Here is a 19,775-nt window from a genome sequence, read left to right on the forward strand (position 1 = left end):
TCAGAACGCGCCGGCGGAGTTGCATTTCGCCTTCTGGGTGATGCAGTCCTTCACGCGGTGTCCGAGAGCGGCGTTGTCCCAGGCGTTGAAGAAGTCACCGTGGATGGACGATGCCATGCCTGAGGCCAGGCGGAAGCCTGCGGTGGTGCCGCTGGTCGGGTAACTGGTGACGAACGAGAGGTTGGGGATGGCGACGGGGTAGGCGCCGCTGCACTTGCCGTCGTAGGTGAACGCCACGTGCGACTTGTGGTCGGGACTGTCGAGGTTCTTGCCGTCCCAGCAGTCGGGGAAGACGAGCTGGTGGGTGAGGTGGGCTGTGGGCGCGCAGAGCGGCCAGTTGCCGTCGGCGCTGCGGCCGATCTCACCGCCCGCGCCGGCGCACCAGAACTGGCCGGGCGATCCCGCCGGGGTGGATGTCTGTGTCTTGGCGTTGCCTGCGATCATGCGGAATCCCTGCGGGAAGGGCACGGTCGCTGAGGGGTCGGTGAGCCGGGAGCCGTAGTAGACGATCATGCCCTCGGATTCGACGGCCGTGTTGTTCTCGTAGAGGGTGGGGATCCAGTACGCCGAGAGGTCGTTGGCGGGGGCGCAACTGGTCGGCGTGTTGGCCAGCAGCGACTGGGTGGTGGTGAACGCGTCGGTGCTCTTGTTACCGAAGAAGCTGTGCATGTGGGACGCGCCGGGAAGGCCCGGAAGGACGATGGGGTCGTCCGGCTTGGAGTGACTGTAGGTGCAGGTGGCGTTGAACTCCGGAACGCGGACCACACCGGCGGGCACCGTGGCAGGCGTCATCGCACGGTACTGCGCCAGCTGGGCGTTCCACTGGGCCTGGTCGATGGGAACCCATCCGGCCGCGGGGGCGTCTCCGGCGCCGGCGAAGGAGAACCAGTTGATGTTCACGAAGTCGCCGGGTGCCGTGCTGCGCAGCACAGCGAACACCGTCTGGGAACCGGTGGGGTGGGTGGTGACGTCGGTGGCCTGGGTCGCCCAGTTCTGCCAACCGCCGGTCGGGGAGATCGGTATGACGGCGAGCAGCGGTCCGGTCAGCCCGACGGTGCGCAACTCCACTGTGCCTGAGCCGACGGCGGAGGCGACCCGGGCCGAGACCGTCAGCCCGCCGGCCGCGCCCAGATCGACGTTGTCGAAGCGCATCCAGTCGCTGTTGGCGAGGTACGCGGCGTTCTGCCCACCTCCGGTGTCCGCGGTCGCCTCCAACGCCACACCCGACTGGGCTGCGTAGGACTCGGCCTGGACGGTGACCGTCGCGGCCTGCGCCTGCTGGGCCGCGACGGTCAAGCTCAGCGCCGCGGCCAGCACGATCGCCAGAGCGCTGGCCAGCAGTGTGTACAGATGGACGGGATATCTGCGCATCTCACTTCCTTACGGGCGTGGGGGGAAGGGCCCGATTGTTGCCGGGCACAGGGATGGGGGAGCCGGGCGGCGGGGTGTGCCCGCGGCGTGGTCCGGGTGTTCCGGGCCCCCGAGGGGCGGGGCGGAAGGGCCCAGGAGATAGGGAACGCCGGGTGGTTGGGCACCTGATCCTTGCCAGGAGAGATGACGGTCCGGCCGTCCAGCCCGTGGATGGTGCCCTTGCTGTTCCGTTCGACAGCCCGCGAAGAGCAGGACCTCCACTGCATGGGCAAGGGGCGGGGCGAGCGGTGCAAGCGAGCGCTGAGGCCATGGGGGTCAAACCCGGGTTGAGGCGACGCGGTAGCGCTTGCATGGCCGACTCCTCATGTGGGGGAGGCGAGGGAGCGCTCCCTCATGGTGAGAATGGAGCGGCGGATGGGGACTGTCAATAGAGCTGTCACCATGAGAGAAACAGGGATGTAACACATACCTGGGCCCAGGGAGCGGTCCCTCGTGATCCACGGGGCACGCCCCCAGTCACCGAGGTGGCGCCGTGGGAGATCGACTCCCAAGCAGGCCCAAGTCGCCCCGGCCTGCGGATACGCTGCGTACATCGCCATGACGCAGAGCCGGAGGTCGCCCCGATGAGAAATCCCGCCCCGCGCACGAACCCGGGCAGCGGAACGGGGGACGGACGGGTATGAAACGCCCTACTCTCGACGTGGTCGCAGCCCGAGCGGGCGTGTCCAAATCGAGCGTCTCCCGTGTCATCAACGGTGAGATGACGGTCGCCCCGCAGATCCGGGACGTGGTCATGCGCGCCGTGCACGAGCTGGGCTACGTCCCCAACGGGGCGGCACGCAATCTGGTCACCCGCCGCACCGACACCCTCGCCGTAGTGGTCTCCGACCCGCCGCAAGGAGTCGTCTCCGACGACCCCCTCTTCTCCGCTGTGGTCCGCGCCGTCAGCAGAGAGCTCGAGACGGCGGGCAAACGGCTCGTGCTCATGCTCGCGGAATCGGACCAGAGCCGGACCAGAGTGGTGCAGTACATCGCCGGCGGCCACGTGGACGGCGTGCTTCTTGTGGCCCTGCACGGTACGGATCCCCTGCCGACCGCACTGGCCCGGCAGGGTCTGCCGGTCGTGTCCTTCAACCGCACCTCCGCACCGGACGTCCCGTACGTGGCGCTGGACAACGCCGGCGGAGCGGCACTGGCCGTGCGTCACCTTCTCGAACGCGGCCGTCGCCGGATCGCCACCATCACCGGGCCGCTCGAACTGTACGAGGCGCGTGAACGTCTCGATAGCTACCGTCGGACGCTGCGTGACACCGGCCGGCGCTCCATCGTGGCACTAGGCGACTTCACCAGAGCCTCCGGCGCCGAAGCCATGCGGCAGCTGCTGGAGGACGATCCCGACCTCGACGCAGTGTTCGCAGCCAATGACCTGATGGCCATCGGAGCCCTGCGCACCCTCCGTCAAGCGGGCCGACGTGTCCCCGAAGACGTGGCGGTCGTCGGCTTCGACGACATAGAAGCCGCGTCCTACACCACTCCCGCGCTCACCTCGGTGCGCAGCCCGATGGCCGACCAGGCCACCGCCGCCGTTCACCTGCTCCTCGGCCTGATCGACGGCGGCCCCACCGGGCCGGTGATCATGCCGAATGAACTCGTGGTGCGCGAATCGACCTGATCTCCCGACAGCACGGCTCACCCCGCGCCGTTCGATATCCGGTTGGTTTCGGGATCGTCGCCCCAGGGGGTGTTGTCAACCTGTCAGGGTTTCGATTTCACATTGCGGACGGAAGCGTTCGGAAATTCGAGATATTAAATCGTGTTCTGCGCAGACATACATCCAGATTCCTTGGCCGAAATGATGATCGCAGTGCACTGGAGAAAGCGGTTGCCTGGGCAGTTCCATGGACTGCACCGCCTATGCCGTGCAAGGCGACAGGGCCGCCAATCCGGCGTGGACCGGAGCTCGCTCCCACCGCGACACCCACCGGAGCCCTCGTGCCCTTTCGCCTCCCGCCCCGCCGCACGATCGCCCTGTCCTTGGCAACCAATCTGCTCATCCCGCTCGCCACAGGACTCGCCGGCTGCTCCCTGACCAGCTCCTCGGGCAAGAACTGCGACGGCTCCGAGCCGCGGCTGAAGGAGCTGGCCGCCCTCACGATCCTCGACAGCCGCCCACCCCACACCACGGTGCCCAAGAATTACGGCAGCGTCACCACCGATTGCAATGACGGCAGCGGCGGCGACGCTTGGCTCAGCGCCTACCGGGTGTATTCCTTCCCCGGGTCAAAGGCCGACCTGTTCGCCTACTACCGACAGGTCGCGGCAGCGAACCACTGGACTGAGCAGCAGGACACCAACTCCATGAGCGTGCCCCCCGAGGTCGAAGGCATCTGCTTCACCAAAGGCGGAGACGGTGATGCGATCCTGCTGACGGTCGACTTCCGGACCGAGTCCCTCTGGCCCGCCCCTGTCGACTTCGGGGCTGGAACCGGTTACAAGATATCCGCCGAGTCCGCGATCGACGGAGCGAAGACCGACTGCTGGAAATAGGCCCCCAGGTCCGGCCCAGGCATGGGCAGCCTGCCCGCGGGCTGTCGGTGGACTGCCGCGCTGGCGCGCTCACGCGACAGCTGACACCCGGGCGCAGCAGGCGCTCATCTCACCCCGCCTGGTCTCGTCATTGATCACCGCCACGCAGCGAGGCGCAGGTCCGGGTCCCAGGCGGTCAGCGCGTTCCGGCGCGGGGAAAAGCGCCTCGGTGTGGAGGAATGCTGAAAGCCTCCGCACACCCTTCTGGTGAAAGAGGAGTGGGGCGGTCGCCGCGTCCGCTGCTGGGCTTCGACCACCCCAACGCCATCACCAGCCGGGCCGATGGGGGCCGCCTCCTACCGGCGGGCACGATGCACCGGCGAGGCCATCGACCGGCACGGAGCAATGCGTTCGAGAGCGCCCCTTGGGCGGTGGGGTCAGCCGATGATGGCGACCGGGGCGTCCCAGGCGTTGCGGTCGACGGTGAGGGTGTAGCCGCCGCGGGTCTCTTTGCTGTTGGCCTGGTACTGGTGGGCCCGGCTGTGGTCGGTGTACAGCTTCGGGTTCCAGGGCCAGTCCTTGGTGGTGGTCTCCTGGCCGTTCCACAGGGCGTACCAGAGGTTGCCCGGCAGGTCTGTACGGTCCTGGGCGGTGGCGATGGCCTTGGCGCTGGAGGTGCTGAAGCCGTAGAGGCCGCCGCGGTAGGTCTTGGTGCGGAGGGTCTTGCTGAAGGCCCGTACGTAGGTGAGGGTGGCGTCGTTGCAGGCCTTGTCGGCGGTGTTGTACGACTCCATGTTGAGGTAGACGGGGCTGCCGGCCTTCATGCCGAGGGCTGCGGCTTTGGCGATCGCGTCGTTGGCGTTGCTGACCCCGACAGCGGTGGCGGTCGCTGCGGTGAACCGTTCCTTGTTGCCGCTGGTCTGGCAGGGCGGCTGAGCGCCGACGTAGAGGGGGATGACCCGCCAGCCGGCGGTGTCGACCGACTTGACCCAGGACTTGGTCAGGTTGGGCTGGGCGCACCCGCGGTTCTTTCCGCCGATGTAGACCGCGACACCGCTGTAGTAGTTGTCCTTCTTCCATGCGTTCATCGCGGTGAGGGAGGGGGCGGTGCAGGCGTCGAACGCCCGGCCTGTGTAGGTCTTCTGGGCCGGCCACGTCGTGGCCGCCATCGAGGTCTGCGCCACGACCCCGGCACCGGCTACGACGACGACGCTTGTCGTCGCCAGGGCGATGTAGCGGCCTTTTTTCGACAACCGGTGCTTCGGCATTCCCCGCCCCAAAAACATTCAGGCTCCGGGTCTCCGGAGCCTGGTCATCATATGCGGAGGCGGTTCGACCACAGTGGCCGGCCAGGTCCTCCGACACCGCTCCCAGGGCAGTGCTATCCGCCCTGCCCCCGTACGCGAGCCGCCGGGTGCCCTCGCAACAGCCGGCCTTCGTCCCGTCCGTCTCGGAGCCGACCTCTGTCTCGAATCCGGAGCCCGAGTCGAACTCCGATCCGACCTCGCAGCCGTGCTCGATCGCCGGTGCGCGGGGGCGTGCGCGAATGCCATCTCGTAGTCGGCGCCCAGCGCGTCGAACAGCACGCTGGCGGGCGGCTGTTGGTGGTCGTGCGTCTCGCGGTCCCTTCGCTCGTCGGCCCGCGTCGTCACAGCCGTCGACGCGGGCCACAATGGCGGCCCGGTGCGCGTCCCGGCGGGCCGGACAGGGGAGAATGAAGGATTACACAGCGGTCGACCCTTGCGGAGGAGCGGGGAGATGCAGGACGAGCGAGCGGGGCAGGCCGCCGGGCCCGAGGACCTTATCGATGTTTCCCGCCTGGTCACGGCGTACGACGCACTGCACCCCGACCCGGCCGAGCTGGGCCAACGAGTGGCGTTCGGCACCTCGGGACACTGCGGCTTGTCCCTCGTGGCGGCGTTCAACGAGGAACACATCGCCGCCACCAGCCAAGCCATCTGCGAGTACCCCGCCGCGCAGGGCACCGATGGGCCGCCCTTCCTCGGCGCAAAGGCGCTGCTCGCCGAGTCGTCCCCGCGCCAGGTCACCGCCGACACCCTGGCCGGAGACCCAGTCACCACGGTCCTCACCGAGGCACCCGACAATGGCGCCCCCCTCGGTGGCATCAAGGTTGCCACCACCGCCAATGCCTGCTTCGCGGCCCGGCCTTCGGGCACCGAGGACTTCTGCAAGATCTACGGGGAGTATTTCCTCGGGCAGGATCATGTGCGGCAGGTCCAGGAGGAGGCCAGGTCCGTGGTACTGGCGGGGCTGGGCGCCTGACGTGGACGAGGCAGTGATGACGGCGCTCGTCGCCGCAGGGGCCGCGATCGGCGGCGGAGCGTTGACGGGGGTGTTCACCTTTGCCGCCGCCAAGCGCCAGGCCGCGGCCGCGTGGGCGGCGGGGGAGCGGCAGGCTGCCGCCGCCTGGGAGGCCGGACGGCAACAGGCAGCCGCCGCCTGGGATGCGGGCCGACTCCAGGCTGCGGCCCAACTCGACGTGGCCCGCCGGACGCTCACCGAACAGACGCTCGCGAACCAGCGGGCGGTGCGGCGGGCGGCGTACGTGACGTTTCTGAGCCGGACCGACAGCGCCCAACTGGCCCTGACGTCATGGCAGAGCGCCATCGGCACGGCGGAGGAGTCGCCACGGCGGCGGGAGTACGACGCCGCGTTGGGCGCGGTGGGGGAAGCGCTCAATGTCGTACATCTGGAAGGGCCGGATCCCGTGACGGCGGCGGCGGAGACGCTGCGGAGTTCCCTCGCCGTCACTGCGTCCGGGACCCAATACCGCGTGGCACAGGTGGCGTTTCTGGGCGCGGCTCGCATGGCGCTCATGCCTGTGTAGTGCGTGCCGGGCCGATAGGATCCGGAGTGCAGGACAGGAGGAGGTCTGGTGCAGTTAAAGGTGTCGTACGAGGACCAGCGTGACGACATCACCGTCGTGCGTGTCGACGGCGAGAGCCAGGGGGACGTGCTCCTGTTCGATTCTGCACCGGAGTTGAGGCACATGCTGGTGCAGTTGGCCGAGGAGGGGCGGCTGCTCACGGTGGTCGACCTCAGCGAGGTGACCGACATCGACGCCAGCGGCTTGGGTGTGCTGGTCGGCGGCCTGAAGCGGGTGCAGCACTTCAAAGGGGGGTCGCTCTCGTTGGTCGTCACCAGCGAGCGAGTGCGCGCCGTTTTGGCCAGGACCGGACTGACCAGGGTCTTTCGTCTCCACGACACGGTGCCGAGCGCGGTCGCACATGCATGAGGGTGAGGCTCTCCGCCGTACCGCCCCCGAGTGGGACCCCCTAGCCCTCGGAGGTCACCCACCCGCCGGGCCAATCAGATCCGCAGAGCAAGGGGTGAGGGGGGCCCGGTGCAGCTGAAGGTGTCGTACGACGAGCAGCGCGACGACATCACTGTCGTGCGGGTCGAAAGCGACGGCCAGGGTGCCGTGCTCGACGACCGTTTCGCACGGGAACTGCGCAAGGCACTGGTAAAGGCGATCGAAGGCGGGCGGCTGATTCTGGTCGTCGACCTGAGCGCGATCGACGTCGCCGACGACATGGGCCTGGCCGTTCTGCTCGGAGGCCTTAGGCGCGTGCACTTCGCAGGCGGGACCTTCGCGTTGGTCGTCACCAGTGAGCGGATGCAAGCCATGCTGTCCAAGGCCGGTCTGCACGTGGACTTCCGCATCCATGACACCGTGCCGAGCGCGGTCGTGACGCTTGCCGCCGACTACGTGGAGGAAAACCTCGAGCAGCGACGTGTGGAACTGGCCCGTGGGTGGCGCGCAGTCGAGCAGGTCATCATCGAATCGGGCGACCACACGTACGAACACCTCACGGAGGACATTACCCTGGTGAGAGTCGGGGGCAACGAGTTGGACGAATACACGGGGCCGCCCCTGCGCGAGCTGCTGGTTGACCTGGTGAACCGCGGAAGGTTCTACATGGTCGTGGACTTGACTACCATCAACTACATCAACTCCACCGGGTTGGGAGTGCTCGTCGGTTCCCTGAGGCGGAACCGCGCCCACGACGGCGGGTTGGCGCTGGTCGTGCCGAAGGAGAGTGTACTGAAAGTCCTCCGGATAACCGGGTTGATCAAGAGGTTCCCGATATTCGACACCGTGGACCCAGCCGTCGAGCACCTCGGCCGAAACGGGCCGAAGACGCATGTCGGACAGTGAGGTCCGACACCGCACCGCCGCCCAATGGGGGCCCATGCGGCTGGGAGTTCATCCCGCGCCGGGCCCGGACGGGACTGTCGACCTGCCGTTGACGGAGTATCTCCCGCGACCGCATGACGAGACCCTGCGGCAGCGGCTGGCCGGCACGGCGGCCACGAACGACGCGGGGTTCGTCCTGTTGGTGGGCCGTTCCGCGAGCGGCAAGACCCGTGCGGTCTATGAGGCGGTGACGACCGTCCTGCCCGACTGGCCCGTGGTGCACCCGGCGGACGCGGACGAACTGGCCGCGTGGGTCCAGGCGTCGCATATCGGCCCGCGCACTGTGCTGTGGCTCGACGAGGCCCAGCGTTATCTGAACGGCGCACCGGGCGAGCGGGCCGCCAAGGCTCTGGGTCGGCTGCTCGACCAGGTCACGCCACTCTCCGTGGTGGGCACCATGTGGCCCGAACACCTGAGGCGACTGACGGAGAGCCGAGGGGACAGCGGGGATGAGAGCCCACACACCCGCGCGTTGCTGACGGGGCGCCACGCGATGATCACGGTGCCGGACACGCTGTCCGGTGATTCCTCGGCCGTCACCGTGGCAGCTGCCCGTGACCCGCGTCTGGCCGCCGCCGTACGTGCCGCCGGGTCCGGCCACCGTGTCCTGCAGCACCTCACCGGAGGACCGGAGTTGGTCCGCCGCTGGGAGATGGGCCCCGACCAATGGTTCACCGCGCCCGAGCACGCCGTGCTGACGGCAGCCGTCGAAGCGCGCAGGCTCGGCCACGCGAGCGCCGTACCGGCCCGTCTGCTGATGGAAGCCGCGGCGGGGTTCATGGACTCCACCGCCCGGGCGACCGCGGGCAAGGAGTGGTTCCCAGCGGCCATCAGCGCGCTGACCACCACGGCAGGCGGTCCGGTGCCACTGATCGCGGAACGGTACGCGCGGGACGTCGGCGACCCCGACAGCTACCGCCCGGACGACTATCTCGAGCAGCACATACGCCGGGTCAGAGCACATCGGGCACCACCGGCCGGGTTCTGGACCGGGGCGGCCTATGCCAGGACCGCCGATGACCTCTACGCCCTCGGAGGCGCAGCCGAGCAACGGCGCCGCTACGGCTGCGCTGCCGAGCTGTACAAGAACGCCGTGGAAAAGGGCCACAGCTGGGCCCGGGCCTCCTTGACCGTGCTGCGGGAGATCACCGACGGGCGGTCCGCCGCGGAGGAGACGGCTGCCACGGACCCCCTCGCCTGGGCGGCCCTCGCCGTGTCGCGGGAGCGCGACGGAGACGACTCTGCTGCCTACGACGCTTACCGTCGCGCGGCCGAGACAGGCGATGTGTGGGCCTGGTCGGCCATGGCCCGGATCCGTGAGGAGGAGGGGGAGCCTGCCGCCGCAGATGCCGTCGCTGCCCTGGCCGCGGCGGCGGGGCATGCGCTGGCCTGGCGGACCCTCGGCCGGATGCGCTCGTCGCACGGCCCGGCGGCAGCCAAGGCGTTCGACCAGGTGGTGAGTGTCGGCGATGGATGGGGGCACATGGGCCTCGCGCAGGTCGCCGAACGAGCCGGCGACCTCGCCGAGGCGGTGGAGCATGCCAGCCGGGCGGTCGACGCGGGCGTCACCGCGGCTTGGGCGCGTCTGGTGCGGCTGCACTGGTCGCTCGGTGACCATGCGTCAGCTGTGGCGGCGGCCACCGGCGGCGCGGACGTGGGAAACCCGGAGGGTTGGTCGCTGTTGGCACAACTGCGCAAAGAGGCGGAGGACTTGTCGGGGGCGGCTGCCGCTCATCGCGAGGCGGCCGCCCTGGGCGTTGGCGCGGCCTGGCGCGAACTGGCCCTGCTCGCCGATTCGGACGGCGACAGCGTCGCCGCGGAGGCGGCCGCCGCGCAGTTGGCCCGCACCGGTGACGCGGAGGCCTGGACCGCGCTGGCCGAGGCCCGCGCAGAGCGCGGCTACGCTGCGGGCGCCGCCCGCGCCGCGGCGGAGGCGGCCCGCGCTGGTGATGTGGAGGCCTGGATCAGGCTGGCGCGCGGCAGGGAGGGAGCCGGGAATGCCGAGGGAGCGGAGCTCGCCGCCGATCTGGCCGCCGAACGAGGCTCTCCCGCGGCATGGGCTGCGCTGTCCCGGATGCGGGAGCGGGTGGGGGACCGGGACGGATCTCGTCGAGCGGTTCTCCGGGCCGACGCTCTTGGCGCCTTCGACGCCTGGACCGCATTGGGCCGCGTGCGTGAGGAATTGGGGCACACGGCCTCCGCAGAACGCGCCTACATCCGTGGCTGCAAGGCCGGTGACACGGATGCGTACGCCATGCTTGGCGCCCTGTACCTGGAACAGGGACGGTTGCAGGAGGCTTGCGACGCTTACCGGTCGGCAGTGGACGCGGGACTCCCCGATGCCTGGGGAGAGTTGCTATCGGCCTTGGCGGTCCAAGCGCCCCGCGCGACTTCGGCGCAGACGGTGAATCGGCTGCGCACGAGGGGACTGCCGGCGGATGGGTAAGCGTCCAGCCCAGCCGGAGCTGCATCAGCGCCCAGCCGAACCACCACCGAGGTTGGCGCCGCGTACAGCCCGTCGTGGCCACGAACACAATGGTCCGAGCACCTGTCGATCTCCATAACCGCGTCGACCTCCACTGGCGAGGTGCAGACGCGCGACGCGGCGTGCGGTGTCCTCGGACGACTTGAGCGCCATCACGCACATCATGCGGGCCATGTGGCGGTCGTTGTCGTTGATGAGGTTCATCCGGCCGCCGGTTGCACCGATGACGGGGCGGTGGACATATTCGACGATGCCGATGAGGTCTTCCAGGTCCCTGGGCTTCCGCACGATGCGGTCCAGGTCGCAGAAGATCACGCCGTCGATGACGCCGCTGGCGAGGTCGGCCAGGAGCTGTCGGAACTGGGGACGATGACGATCCAATCGATCGTGCCGTCTTCCCGGACGACCTTGCGCTTCTTGAACGCGGAGGTGTCATTCTCCTTGTAGAACTTCGCGAACTGTCCCCATCGCAGGTGGCGGCGCGTGTCGTCTGTGTCCTCGCTCTGGCGGTCGACGCCGGCCTCCAGGCCGAAGCGGTCGGAGGAGATACGGAGGTAGGCGCCCGGGCGCTCGGGCACGTACGCGGACAACTGGTCGTACAGGTTGAGGGTGACGCCGCCCTTGCAGGCCTGCGGGCTATCTCGAAGTCGTCCCAGAGGGACACGGTGGACATAGAGGTTCGGCTCCGGGTGCTCGTGGCATTCCGACACCGGGCACCTTCCGTCGAACACAGGGGCTTGGCCGCGCCGTGATCCAGCGCTAAGGTTCGCGGCCGACTTGTGTGGATACTGGCTGGCATGCGCATCGACTTTGATCCTGCGGTCGTAGACCGGACCGCGTTCTACAAGCTCCTGACCTCGGTGGTGGTGTTTCGGCCCATTGCCTGGGAGTCGACCGTTGCCGCGGACAGGACGGACAATCTCGCGCCTGCGAAGGTCTGAAGAAAGCAGTGTCGGTCACGGGGACGTTAGTCCAGGCACGGTGACGCAGCAACTCATAAGGTTCCCGTTTATGGTTTGCGTCGCAGTGCCGGATGCTCCTCGGATCCAACTCAGTGCCAGTGGCGGTTGATGGGCTGCGCGGATGCGCGCGCTACGCTCACTGACGGAGAACCAAGCCTGCCGGCGTCGGAACCAAGCCGAGTCTATGCTCAAGTTACAGCCCTCTCGGTTTCTCAGTAACGACAATCGCCGAGCTTTGGCGAGGTACTTGTAGTCATCTGCCTCGAAATTCCGAGTCGTTGGTGACGTCACAGGCTGGCCCTGGAACTTACGCGGATGGCTTGAAGTGCGCGCGCCAATTGATGAGAGAGGCAGCCCCCGCGCCGTTCGGCACGAAAATTGGATCCAGTCGTTTCTGGCCGTTCATAGGCCTCATTCTTTCGCTTGGAGATGACATGCTTGTGACGTCCGGCCGAGTGGACCGAGGTCGTACGGTAAGGACTCTGCCCTCGGTGGAATTACTTGTTCCCGGTCGGGGATACCGGGTTTACGTCAGAGGGTGCCAGCCCCCCTCTAACTTGCAACCAAAGACCGACGAGGGCGGCTATCTGGGCGACGACGAATGCCAGTCCTGTCTGCGCGGCGCCCAAACGGTACACAGAAAAGAGAGGGTTCCACAGGCTCCCCCAGAAGGGTCGCTGATTTTTCAAGGCGAAGGCATCAAGTAAAATCCCTGTCAGCATGAGTTCGGCGATAAGGAGGACAGTCACTCCCCATCTGTAGTTTGGCGGTTGTTGGTCAAGCACGAAACAGAGACCATTGTTTACACCCATGCCTGCGGTCAATGCTAGGGATACAGTTAGTGCCTTGATCGGTCCTAATTTTCCTGGTAGTTCGCGCCAGAAGAAGCCTAGTAGAAATCCGCTGGCCGCCCATGGAAGAACAACAAACAATGCATTATATGTCATCCAAAGAGGTCCGAAGTTCGTCGCGAACTGGCTGGTCCACCATGATCCATAATAGTACGTCTTGAGCACGTAGCAGATAACCGGGAGACCCAGGATTGTTGCTATTACGGTCCCTTGTAGTCCGTTGCCCCAAGGGGTTTTGGCAGGTCCCAGGCTCATGGAAACATCGACAGGTGATATTCCGCGGGGAAGCCTGCCCAGTGCTCTAGCGGCGGGGCGTGGATTAAGCCGGAAGCGGCGGGGCGGATTGAGGTTGCTGCGCGTGCTGGCGGCCACTCTGAGAGCTCCTGCAAGAGCGACTGTATGGATTCCCATCTCTTTCTGTAGTCTTCCGCCTTGATTTCCGGGGCGGTCTTGTAGGCAGCTTCCAATTTCTTTCCTTCTTGTTCGACGACATGATAGTCGCGTGCCGCAATGTGGAGTTCATCCGTCAATGATGCGTTGCTTGCGGCCAGTATCTCGGAAAGGGTCGCGTTCCTGACAGCGGACCCAAATCCTTCCAGGCGGCGTTCGAGTATCACTCGCCCTCGGTTCAGACGCATGATCAGCAGCAATATCGCCATCGTGATCAGAGGTGTCAGTGCAGAAGGAACGCCGGCGTAGTAATCAGGCCAGTTCTCAAGGGCTATTCCACCAATAAAAGTGACTAGTACTCGCATAGGGAGATTCACGCGGCGCGTATACGGCATAGCAACGAGGACTGGAATAGCCGCGAGCACAACTGCCAGCCACCAAAACGTGGTGAAACTGTCGTAGAGGTACGAAGGATAGTTGATCACATCGAAGGTAATGTCAATCGACTTATCATCGAGGATCCATTGCTGGTCTCGCCGCGTGGTGATCGTCGAACGCAGGAACATTCCAAGGACGATGATCGAGAGTGAAAATCCCAGCCCTGTGACTATAATCAGGTGACGTAAATGCACGTCGCGGGACCGAGCGAATTGCCACGCACTCACACCCATTCCGCCTAAGCCGCAAAGTAGAAGAGTGGTTATGATCCCGTCGACAGCAGCGGCACCCTTTGTTGATATGGGATCAATGGGAAAATAGACCCACGCGGCTACAAGGAGAGCCCCGGCGGGTAGAATTGAAACCCACCGATGCGAAAAATGTCTTAATATGCCGAGGAAAAAGATTCCATATGACACGAGTGCCCACGCCCCAGCTACAAAGCGCTGATATAGGGATTGGAGGAAAGGGTCATCAAAATATCCTTTTTCGTTCAAGAACCAAAAGGACCCGAAGTCGGCAAAATTGACGAATGCGAGGGAGGCTTGTAAGCCAACGGCCCATGTCAAACACGCTGTCTCGCGCGGATATATCCTATTTCGTCGCTCCCGAATGTGTGCGATCAGGTAGGGAAGAGTTAAGATCAGGAAACAGCCAACCTTTGCCGCAGCAATATAGAGCTCCTGGGGATACTCTCCCCATTTGGAAATCGTACGAATACGCCAGGGCGCCGAGATGGCTAGGCTAAACGGGTGCTGAGGTTTAAGGTGGAGATCCTGCCAGATATACAATGCGTCGTCAGACAAGGTGTCAGGGGCGGACGACGAACTTACCAGATCGTCGCCGGAGTCGCGGCTCAACGTAACTTTCCAGGTCGCTAATTCGAGAGCAGGTGGCGGCACTAGCGTAAGGGAGTAGCCCGATTCGGCTAGCCTGAGCGACCACGCACCAATCGTGTAAATTTGCTGATTTCTTATCCAAACATGCACACTGTCGCTTACTGACGTTTCCTTCCGGCTCCCTATAACTGTGGGGAGAGAGTCGCGCTCCTCTCCATCGCGTACAATAGTTCCTTCTCCCGAGGCCAGTAGGCATCGCATTGCGCGCCGATAAGCGGACGACCTCGGGGAGTAGAATACGCCAGCTCGAAACTTCCAAGAGTATGGGATTTCGATCTCGGTCTCGATTTGAAGTAATGCGACGTCGTAGTGATGTTCCAGGAGGGTTAGCCGCGTCGAGACGGTCGAAGCTTTGAACGCCGCAGGGTCACACGAAGAGGCGTCTTCGGCACGCCCCGTTCCGGCCCCGCATAGAGAGAAGACGGCGACCACAAGTAGCACCACAGTGAGGCGTAACGGAAAACGCCGCCCCACCCCTGCGCCGTGACAGAGCGCAAGCCACTTCTGGCCGCTGCACCTGCGCGTCATTTGCCGACTGCTCAGCGTTTCCCCCCGGATACGACGAACTCCACACCCTTGGCTGCCGCACAGCATACTCGTCGAATCGTTCACGCGAGTAGCGATTGGCGCGCCCGGCCGAGCAAGTCCTTCTCCCGTTCCCAGCTCCAGTGACCGCTGGTGCTACGGAGTTGCAAGGAGGGTTATGACTCGCATGTGACGGTGACGGAGGATGGCCTATGCGACGAGGTTATGGTGGCTAAGAAGGGTGAGGCGTGATCGTCCGTGCCGACGACCCCCTATTACGACGTGGTAGTTACTGACAACAAGGCACGTGACACAGCAGTGAACCGAGCTCACCGCGGAAGCGTTCAAGTCCAGTGAGACTGTCGTGATGCTATGAGGTTTATGGATCAGGTTCTCGGTGTTTGGCCGGGTCGTTGATCCACGCTTGCTGGGGTGGTCGGGGGCGGCGAAGGGCTATCGGGCGAAGACCCACGTGGGTGGAACTACGAGCGAGAGCCAGATGATCACGACGGCCGGGATGCGCCGCTACGTCGCCGGCCGTGACTGGCTCACCGTCTTCCAACTGCCGCCCTACGCACCCGACCTCAACCCGGTCGAAGGCATCTGGTCCGTCCTGCGACGCACCACCACAGCCAACCGAGCCTTCGCCGATCCCGACAACCTGATCACTGCCGTCCGACGCGGCCTTGCGCCAGCTCCAGTACCGCCCCGACGTCCTCGACGGTTGCCTCACCGGCACCGCTCTCCGACAACAGCCACCATGACGACACCACGCTTTGAAGGTCAGTAACCATCACCCTCTGGAAAGTCCGCTCGCGGAACGCTTGCCTCTCCGCGGTCAGACCCCCACCCTGCGAATACCTCATATACCCGGCATACCGGGACGATCACCGATCGTCAGCCCCTACGACAACCCGCCTTCAAGGTCAGTAACCACGGTGCACGCGCCGAACGAACCACGGTCACGCATAAGGCCGTTGGCACTGAGCTGAGGACCGTCGGCTTGGTGCGGAGCGCGGCCGACGCGGTGAGTGCTCGGTCCTTTCCGCAGACCTTCGGCCACTTGCCCGCGATGAGACGGGGGGCCGTTCTGGTCACCATCGACCGGCCTTGGTACCGACGACTGCTCTGTTCAACATCTGTTGCGCCATCCGTTGCATCATCTGGTTGCGACTTCTGTTGCATCATCCGTTGCGCCCCCTCTGGCGGGAAGGCAAGGTCGCTGCAGGTCAGGACCGGCTTTTGGCACTACGGAGGCGCTGACTTCCCCTCGGCTGTGCCCCTGTTCTCTGTGTGCTGGTGTTGATGTTGATAGGTGGGATGGATGGTGGCGGGCGGTCGGGTCACCGGCCGTGGCGCTGCGCTGGCTGGTGGGCGCGGACGTCGGCCCAATGGCCGCCGCGTGGGAGGGGCGGCCCGCAACAAGCGTCACCGGCCTACTTCGCCCGGCAGCCGATCCGGGGCGGGCCCACGGCACTGGTCCTGACTGGCTGGAGAACATGGGCAGCGGCCAGGCCGACCAGGACTTTGGAATCATGAGCGCTCCGACGCCCCGGGCAGCGGGCAGCCGTCGTCGAACGCGACTCTGCCGGGCCTGTCCTCATCCCGGAGGGACCGATGTGGTCTTGCCGGAGTCGAGAACCCTCTGAAGCGTTGTTGTCGAGCCCGTTGCACCGAAGGCGGTCAGAGATCGCGAGTGGGGCGGTAGGTGGACTGTGGGACGTTCAGTGGGGTAGCCGGGGGAGAAGCCGGTGCATCGCGGGGTGCTGTTCGAGGTCAGGGATTGATGAGGGTCCACCTGACCGAGGCAGATGTCCCCGCCTGCGGACCGGCGGTCGAGGAGATGGTCGGTTTGGCTTTGGTGTACCGGGCCGGGAACTACGGCGGCGAGCCCGGCAGCCTGGGTGCCGCCCGGCAGCTGGCCGATGAATTCCTTGACTGCCTTGCGGCGGACTTCGCCACGACCGTCAGCGAGCGTTTCCGCTTCGACGTGATGCTCGTGGTCACGGAGCTGCTGACCAACGCCGAACGCTACGCGTGCGGACCGTCCCTGCTGGAGCTTGCGGGAAGTACTCGCAGTGTGGTGGTGACGGTATGGGACTCCAGCACCGCCCTGCCGGTCGTGTTCCCGCCCGATCCTTCGCGGGTCGGCGGTCACGGCCTGGAGATCGTGAACCGGTTGTGTGAGCAGGTGACGGCGGAGCGGGTGCCGGTGGGCAAGCGCGTGCGGGCCGTCCTGCGCGTTCATGACACCACGTAACAGCCGCCGGGGCAGCGCTGACCGCTTCCGCGGGCGATGGGTGGCGGTGCTGAACTCAGCCTCCCGATCAGGCGGAGCACGGGGAGCTGACGGGTGCGGGTGCGGGTCGCCGGACTGGCACGGATGACCACCCACACGTGGAGCGCGGGAAGGTGGCCGGTGATCAGGTGTTCGGTGACGGTTCAGGACGGGAACCTCACGCAGCTGCACACACCGGTCGCTCCCGGCTGCTGTGCCCGCAGGAACACCCGTGCCACCGCTGCGGCAGGAGGGGGCCGACCGGGGCCTGGTCGCACTCGCCCTCATCGGACCAGGGACCTGGCCCGCAGGCCTCGCGCTGCGGAGGTCAGCGTCTTTCACGCAGCGCTCGCTCAGGCTCCTCCGCCCGCAGGCTAAGGCCCTGGTGAAGGCGGCTGCGCAGCAGGAGCAGGGCGGCCAGGTCGGCGACCTTTACGAGGTCGTCGAGCAGGCACTGGATGCGGGGGCTGTCCGCGGCACGGACGGCGTCCACGATGCCCTCGACGAGCTCACAGACACCAGCAGATGGTGTCCGGGGGTTCGGGTCAACGTGCATACCTACACCTATCCAGAGGGCCGGGCGATCGGTATCGCTCGACCGGGTGGGAACCGCTCCTGCAGTGGGGTAGTTTGCCTCTTCGTATCTGCCCGGAGTTTCGCGCAACCGGTATGCACTGGACTGGCACGACATCGGGAAGAGAGCTCCCATGCGGGACAGCGGAATCGACGGACTGGGTGAGGCGCTGGCCGCGGCGGAGGCCGCCCCGCCGGTGGAGTCCGTCGACGTCATCGCCGCGGCGCTGCGAAGACAGCTCGGGGCCCGGTCGGTGTCGTTCCTGATCACCGACTTCACCGGCGGCTCCGTCGTGCGCCTGGGAGCCGCCGACGACATCGACCTGGACCGCCCAGCTGACCCGATCGGCGTGTCGGGCACCGTGTACGAGCAGGTGATCCGCACCCAGCAACCGCACGTAGAGCGAAGCGGGGCCGGTGCTTGGACGCGGGTGATCGCGCCGGTGACCAACCGCGGGGACGCCATCGGGCTCCTCGAGCTCTACCTGCCCCAGCACCCCGGACCCAACACCCTGCAACAGATCAGCCGCAGCGCCCACGCCCTGGCATACATCGTCATCGCGAACCGGCCCTTCACCGACCTCTACCAGTGGGGTCGCCGTACCGCCCCGCTGAGTCTGGCCGCCGAGATCCAGCACCGGTTGCTGCCCGCGTCCTTGGCCTGCGAAGCCGCCCAGTTCGCGGTGGCCGGCGCCCTGGAGCCGGCCGAGTTCGTCGGCGGCGACACCTTCGACTACGTCATAGACCGCGACCACGTCCAACTGTCCGTCACCGACGCCATGGGCCACGACGTGGACGCCGCCCTGCTGGCCACCCTCCTGGTCGGCGCCCTGCGCCGCGCCCGCAGGCAAGGCGCCGACCTCACCGAACAAGCCCGCCAAGCCGACCAGGCCGTGACCCAGCACAGCGCCGGCCGCTACGTCACCGGCCAACTCCTGCGCATCAACCTGCACGACGGCCGAACCGAATTCATCAACGCCGGCCACCCCTGGCCGCTGCGCCTGCGTGGGGGAAAGGTCGAGCAGCTCGTGCCGAGCATCGACATGCCCTTCGGCTTCACAGCTCCCCACACCTATACCGTCCAGCACCTGGACCTGCGGGCCGGGGACCGGCTCATCATGCTCACCGACGGAATGCTGGAACGCAGCGCCGAGAACCTTGACCTGCCGGCGCTCATCGCCAGCACTCAGGACCTGCACCCGCGCGAATCTGCCCGCGTCCTGATCGAGCACGTCGTCCACGCCCAGGACGGCCAACTGCAGGACGACGCCACCGTGATGTGCCTGGACTGGTACGGCATCCAGGACACTCGACGCCATGCCGACCACGGTGCCGACGTCACCGAAGCCTCCCCCAGCACCAACACCGAGGCTTACATCTCTCCCACGAACTAGCAGCGAACCGCATCATGCTGAACATGCCCCGCCCAGGGCGGGCAGGAGTTCGCACAGCCCGTTCGCGTGTGACCAGACAGCAGGGACGGGCCCAGCCCTTGGTCTTCGGCATATTTGCCCGGCCACCGGCCTCATCATCTGTTGCAGAGAGTGACATATGAGGGTAGCGCCGGGCAGCTGGGCGGCGGCGCCGAGGGGTCGCGCCGCCGCCATCACCTGCCGGATCTTGCTGGGCCCGAGAGCGGTCCTAGACCCGTTCTGCCGTCCGCTGCTGCGTCAGTTCGGCGCCGGGCGGGCGCAGGAACAGGCACAGGGTGTGGGCGGGCTCGGCCGTCCCTCGGATCCAGCGGGTATCGACGACGGTGCAGGCGGGGCCGTCCCCCAGCCAGTCCGCGGCCGCCTGGAACAGGGCTGTGGGGTCCTGGCCCGCGAGGATCAGCGTTCCATCGTCCTCCACGGTGACCCACAGGTCGACGTGCGAGTTCACGAACGCCCCCGCGCGCTCACGCAGCTCTTCCACCAGCGTCGCAGTACCGGGATCAGTCGTCATCGTTCTACCTTCCGCGCACATGTATCAGTGACTGTTCGTGTGCCCCGCTTACCTTCCGTCACTCCCTGGAGTTCCTCAGGATCGCGTGAACGCCCAAGCCCGCCCAGGCGCCGAGAGCCGTCCCACCCCCGGCATCGGGATGGGACGGCTCTCGGAAGGTCGGCCGAAGGTGTTACGCAGCCAGGGCCGTGCGGGGCGCCGGGCGGTCGCCCGGTGCGGAGCGGCGGGCCTGGGCGAAGCGGCTGCGGCGGCCGCGGGTGGCGGAGGTGCTGCGCTTGGCACGCTCCACGACCGGGGCGGCGATGACGCACGGG

At 66.4% G+C, this 19,775-nt stretch carries 18 protein-coding genes and 2 pseudogenes; 12 read left to right on the forward strand and 8 right to left on the reverse strand.

The annotated features are described in order from the left end of the window. A complete protein-coding gene (locus tag O3X23_RS37595; RefSeq protein ID WP_269277737.1) occupies nucleotides 1-1,371 on the reverse strand; it encodes a DUF1996 domain-containing protein in 1,371 nt (456 codons plus the stop codon). A gap of 679 nt (nucleotides 1,372-2,050) precedes the next feature. Here O3X23_RS37595 and O3X23_RS37600 point away from each other — a divergent pair. Further along, complete coding sequence (locus O3X23_RS37600) at nucleotides 2,051-3,043, forward strand: LacI family DNA-binding transcriptional regulator (RefSeq protein WP_269277740.1); 993 nt, start codon at nucleotides 2,051-2,053, stop codon at nucleotides 3,041-3,043. 320 nt (nucleotides 3,044-3,363) lie between these two features. Continuing rightward, on the forward strand, nucleotides 3,364-3,918 hold the full coding sequence (locus O3X23_RS37605; RefSeq protein ID WP_269277744.1) for a hypothetical protein: 555 nt from the start codon (nucleotides 3,364-3,366) through the stop codon (nucleotides 3,916-3,918). 416 nt (nucleotides 3,919-4,334) lie between these two features. Here the strand turns inward: O3X23_RS37605 and O3X23_RS37610 are convergent, their stop codons facing one another. After that, on the reverse strand, nucleotides 4,335-5,165 hold the full coding sequence (locus tag O3X23_RS37610; RefSeq protein WP_269277747.1) for a glycoside hydrolase domain-containing protein: 831 nt from the start codon (nucleotides 5,163-5,165) through the stop codon (nucleotides 4,335-4,337). A 490-nt stretch (nucleotides 5,166-5,655) separates the two neighbouring features. On the opposite strand from O3X23_RS37610, the pseudogene O3X23_RS37615 reads away from it, so the two are divergent. From O3X23_RS37615 to O3X23_RS37645, 6 genes and pseudogenes are all read left to right on the forward strand, one after another. Next, nucleotides 5,656-5,994 (forward strand): annotated as a pseudogene (locus O3X23_RS37615) (phosphoglucomutase, alpha-D-glucose phosphate-specific); the annotation flags it as partial. Between the two features lie 187 nt (nucleotides 5,995-6,181). After that, the gene (locus O3X23_RS37625) at nucleotides 6,182-6,745 is read left to right on the forward strand and encodes a hypothetical protein (RefSeq protein ID WP_269277750.1); all 564 of its coding nucleotides are present in this window, start codon (nucleotides 6,182-6,184) and stop codon (nucleotides 6,743-6,745) included. Between the two features lie 48 nt (nucleotides 6,746-6,793). Then, a complete protein-coding gene (locus O3X23_RS37630) occupies nucleotides 6,794-7,153 on the forward strand; it encodes an STAS domain-containing protein (protein ID WP_269277753.1) in 360 nt (119 codons plus the stop codon). A 120-nt stretch (nucleotides 7,154-7,273) separates the two neighbouring features. Continuing rightward, nucleotides 7,274-7,591, forward strand: a pseudogene (locus O3X23_RS37635) (STAS domain-containing protein); the annotation flags it as partial. Nucleotides 7,592-7,696: 105 nt separating this feature from the next. Then, complete coding sequence (locus O3X23_RS37640; protein WP_269277791.1) at nucleotides 7,697-8,077, forward strand: STAS domain-containing protein; 381 nt, start codon at nucleotides 7,697-7,699, stop codon at nucleotides 8,075-8,077. An 88-nt stretch (nucleotides 8,078-8,165) separates the two neighbouring features. Next, complete coding sequence (locus tag O3X23_RS37645) at nucleotides 8,166-10,562, forward strand: hypothetical protein (RefSeq protein ID WP_269277755.1); 2,397 nt, start codon at nucleotides 8,166-8,168, stop codon at nucleotides 10,560-10,562. A gap of 24 nt (nucleotides 10,563-10,586) precedes the next feature. Here the strand turns inward: O3X23_RS37645 and O3X23_RS37650 are convergent, their stop codons facing one another. After that, entirely contained in the window at nucleotides 10,587-10,916 is a 330-nt protein-coding gene (locus O3X23_RS37650; RefSeq protein ID WP_269277758.1) for a hypothetical protein, read from the reverse strand. After that, the gene (locus O3X23_RS37655) at nucleotides 10,913-11,311 is read right to left on the reverse strand and encodes a hypothetical protein (RefSeq protein ID WP_269277761.1); all 399 of its coding nucleotides are present in this window, start codon (nucleotides 11,309-11,311) and stop codon (nucleotides 10,913-10,915) included. The genes O3X23_RS37650 and O3X23_RS37655 overlap by 4 nt, the downstream gene beginning before the upstream one ends. 87 nt (nucleotides 11,312-11,398) lie before the next feature. Between O3X23_RS37655 and O3X23_RS37660 the strand changes: the two genes are divergently transcribed. After that, nucleotides 11,399-11,542, forward strand: a complete 144-nt coding sequence (locus O3X23_RS37660; protein ID WP_443048097.1) for a hypothetical protein — start codon at nucleotides 11,399-11,401, stop codon at nucleotides 11,540-11,542. Nucleotides 11,543-12,060: 518 nt separating this feature from the next. Here the strand turns inward: O3X23_RS37660 and O3X23_RS37665 are convergent. Then, on the reverse strand, nucleotides 12,061-12,711 hold the full coding sequence (locus O3X23_RS37665; protein ID WP_443048098.1) for a DUF6185 family protein: 651 nt from the start codon (nucleotides 12,709-12,711) through the stop codon (nucleotides 12,061-12,063). Further along, a complete protein-coding gene (locus O3X23_RS37670; protein ID WP_331284000.1) occupies nucleotides 12,666-14,735 on the reverse strand; it encodes a DUF6185 family protein in 2,070 nt (689 codons plus the stop codon). The genes O3X23_RS37665 and O3X23_RS37670 overlap by 46 nt, the downstream gene beginning before the upstream one ends. Before the next feature lie 448 nt (nucleotides 14,736-15,183). On the opposite strand from O3X23_RS37670, the gene O3X23_RS37675 reads away from it, so the two are divergent. Together O3X23_RS37675 and O3X23_RS37680 are read left to right on the forward strand one after the other, a co-directional pair. Next, nucleotides 15,184-15,456: a transposase gene (locus tag O3X23_RS37675; RefSeq protein WP_443048099.1), complete on the forward strand. Its 273-nt coding sequence runs from the start codon at nucleotides 15,184-15,186 to the stop codon at nucleotides 15,454-15,456. A gap of 996 nt (nucleotides 15,457-16,452) precedes the next feature. Beyond that, nucleotides 16,453-16,926 carry an ATP-binding protein gene (locus O3X23_RS37680; protein ID WP_269277768.1) on the forward strand — a complete coding sequence of 158 codons (474 nt, stop codon included), beginning with the start codon at nucleotides 16,453-16,455 and terminating at the stop codon, nucleotides 16,924-16,926. Between the two features lie 346 nt (nucleotides 16,927-17,272). On the opposite strand, the gene O3X23_RS37685 is transcribed toward O3X23_RS37680, so the two are convergent. After that, a complete protein-coding gene (locus O3X23_RS37685; RefSeq protein WP_269277771.1) occupies nucleotides 17,273-17,500 on the reverse strand; it encodes a hypothetical protein in 228 nt (75 codons plus the stop codon). 151 nt (nucleotides 17,501-17,651) lie between these two features. On the opposite strand from O3X23_RS37685, the gene O3X23_RS37690 reads away from it, so the two are divergent. Next, a complete protein-coding gene (locus O3X23_RS37690) occupies nucleotides 17,652-18,911 on the forward strand; it encodes a PP2C family protein-serine/threonine phosphatase (protein WP_269277773.1) in 1,260 nt (419 codons plus the stop codon). 247 nt (nucleotides 18,912-19,158) lie between these two features. Here the strand turns inward: O3X23_RS37690 and O3X23_RS37695 are convergent, their stop codons facing one another. Beyond that, complete coding sequence (locus tag O3X23_RS37695) at nucleotides 19,159-19,461, reverse strand: hypothetical protein (RefSeq protein WP_269277777.1); 303 nt, start codon at nucleotides 19,459-19,461, stop codon at nucleotides 19,159-19,161. Nucleotides 19,462-19,775: the final 314 nt, after the last annotated feature.

The sequence above is a fragment of the Streptomyces sp. H39-S7 genome (assembly GCF_027158205.1).
Lineage (GTDB): Bacteria > Actinomycetota > Actinomycetes > Streptomycetales > Streptomycetaceae > Actinacidiphila.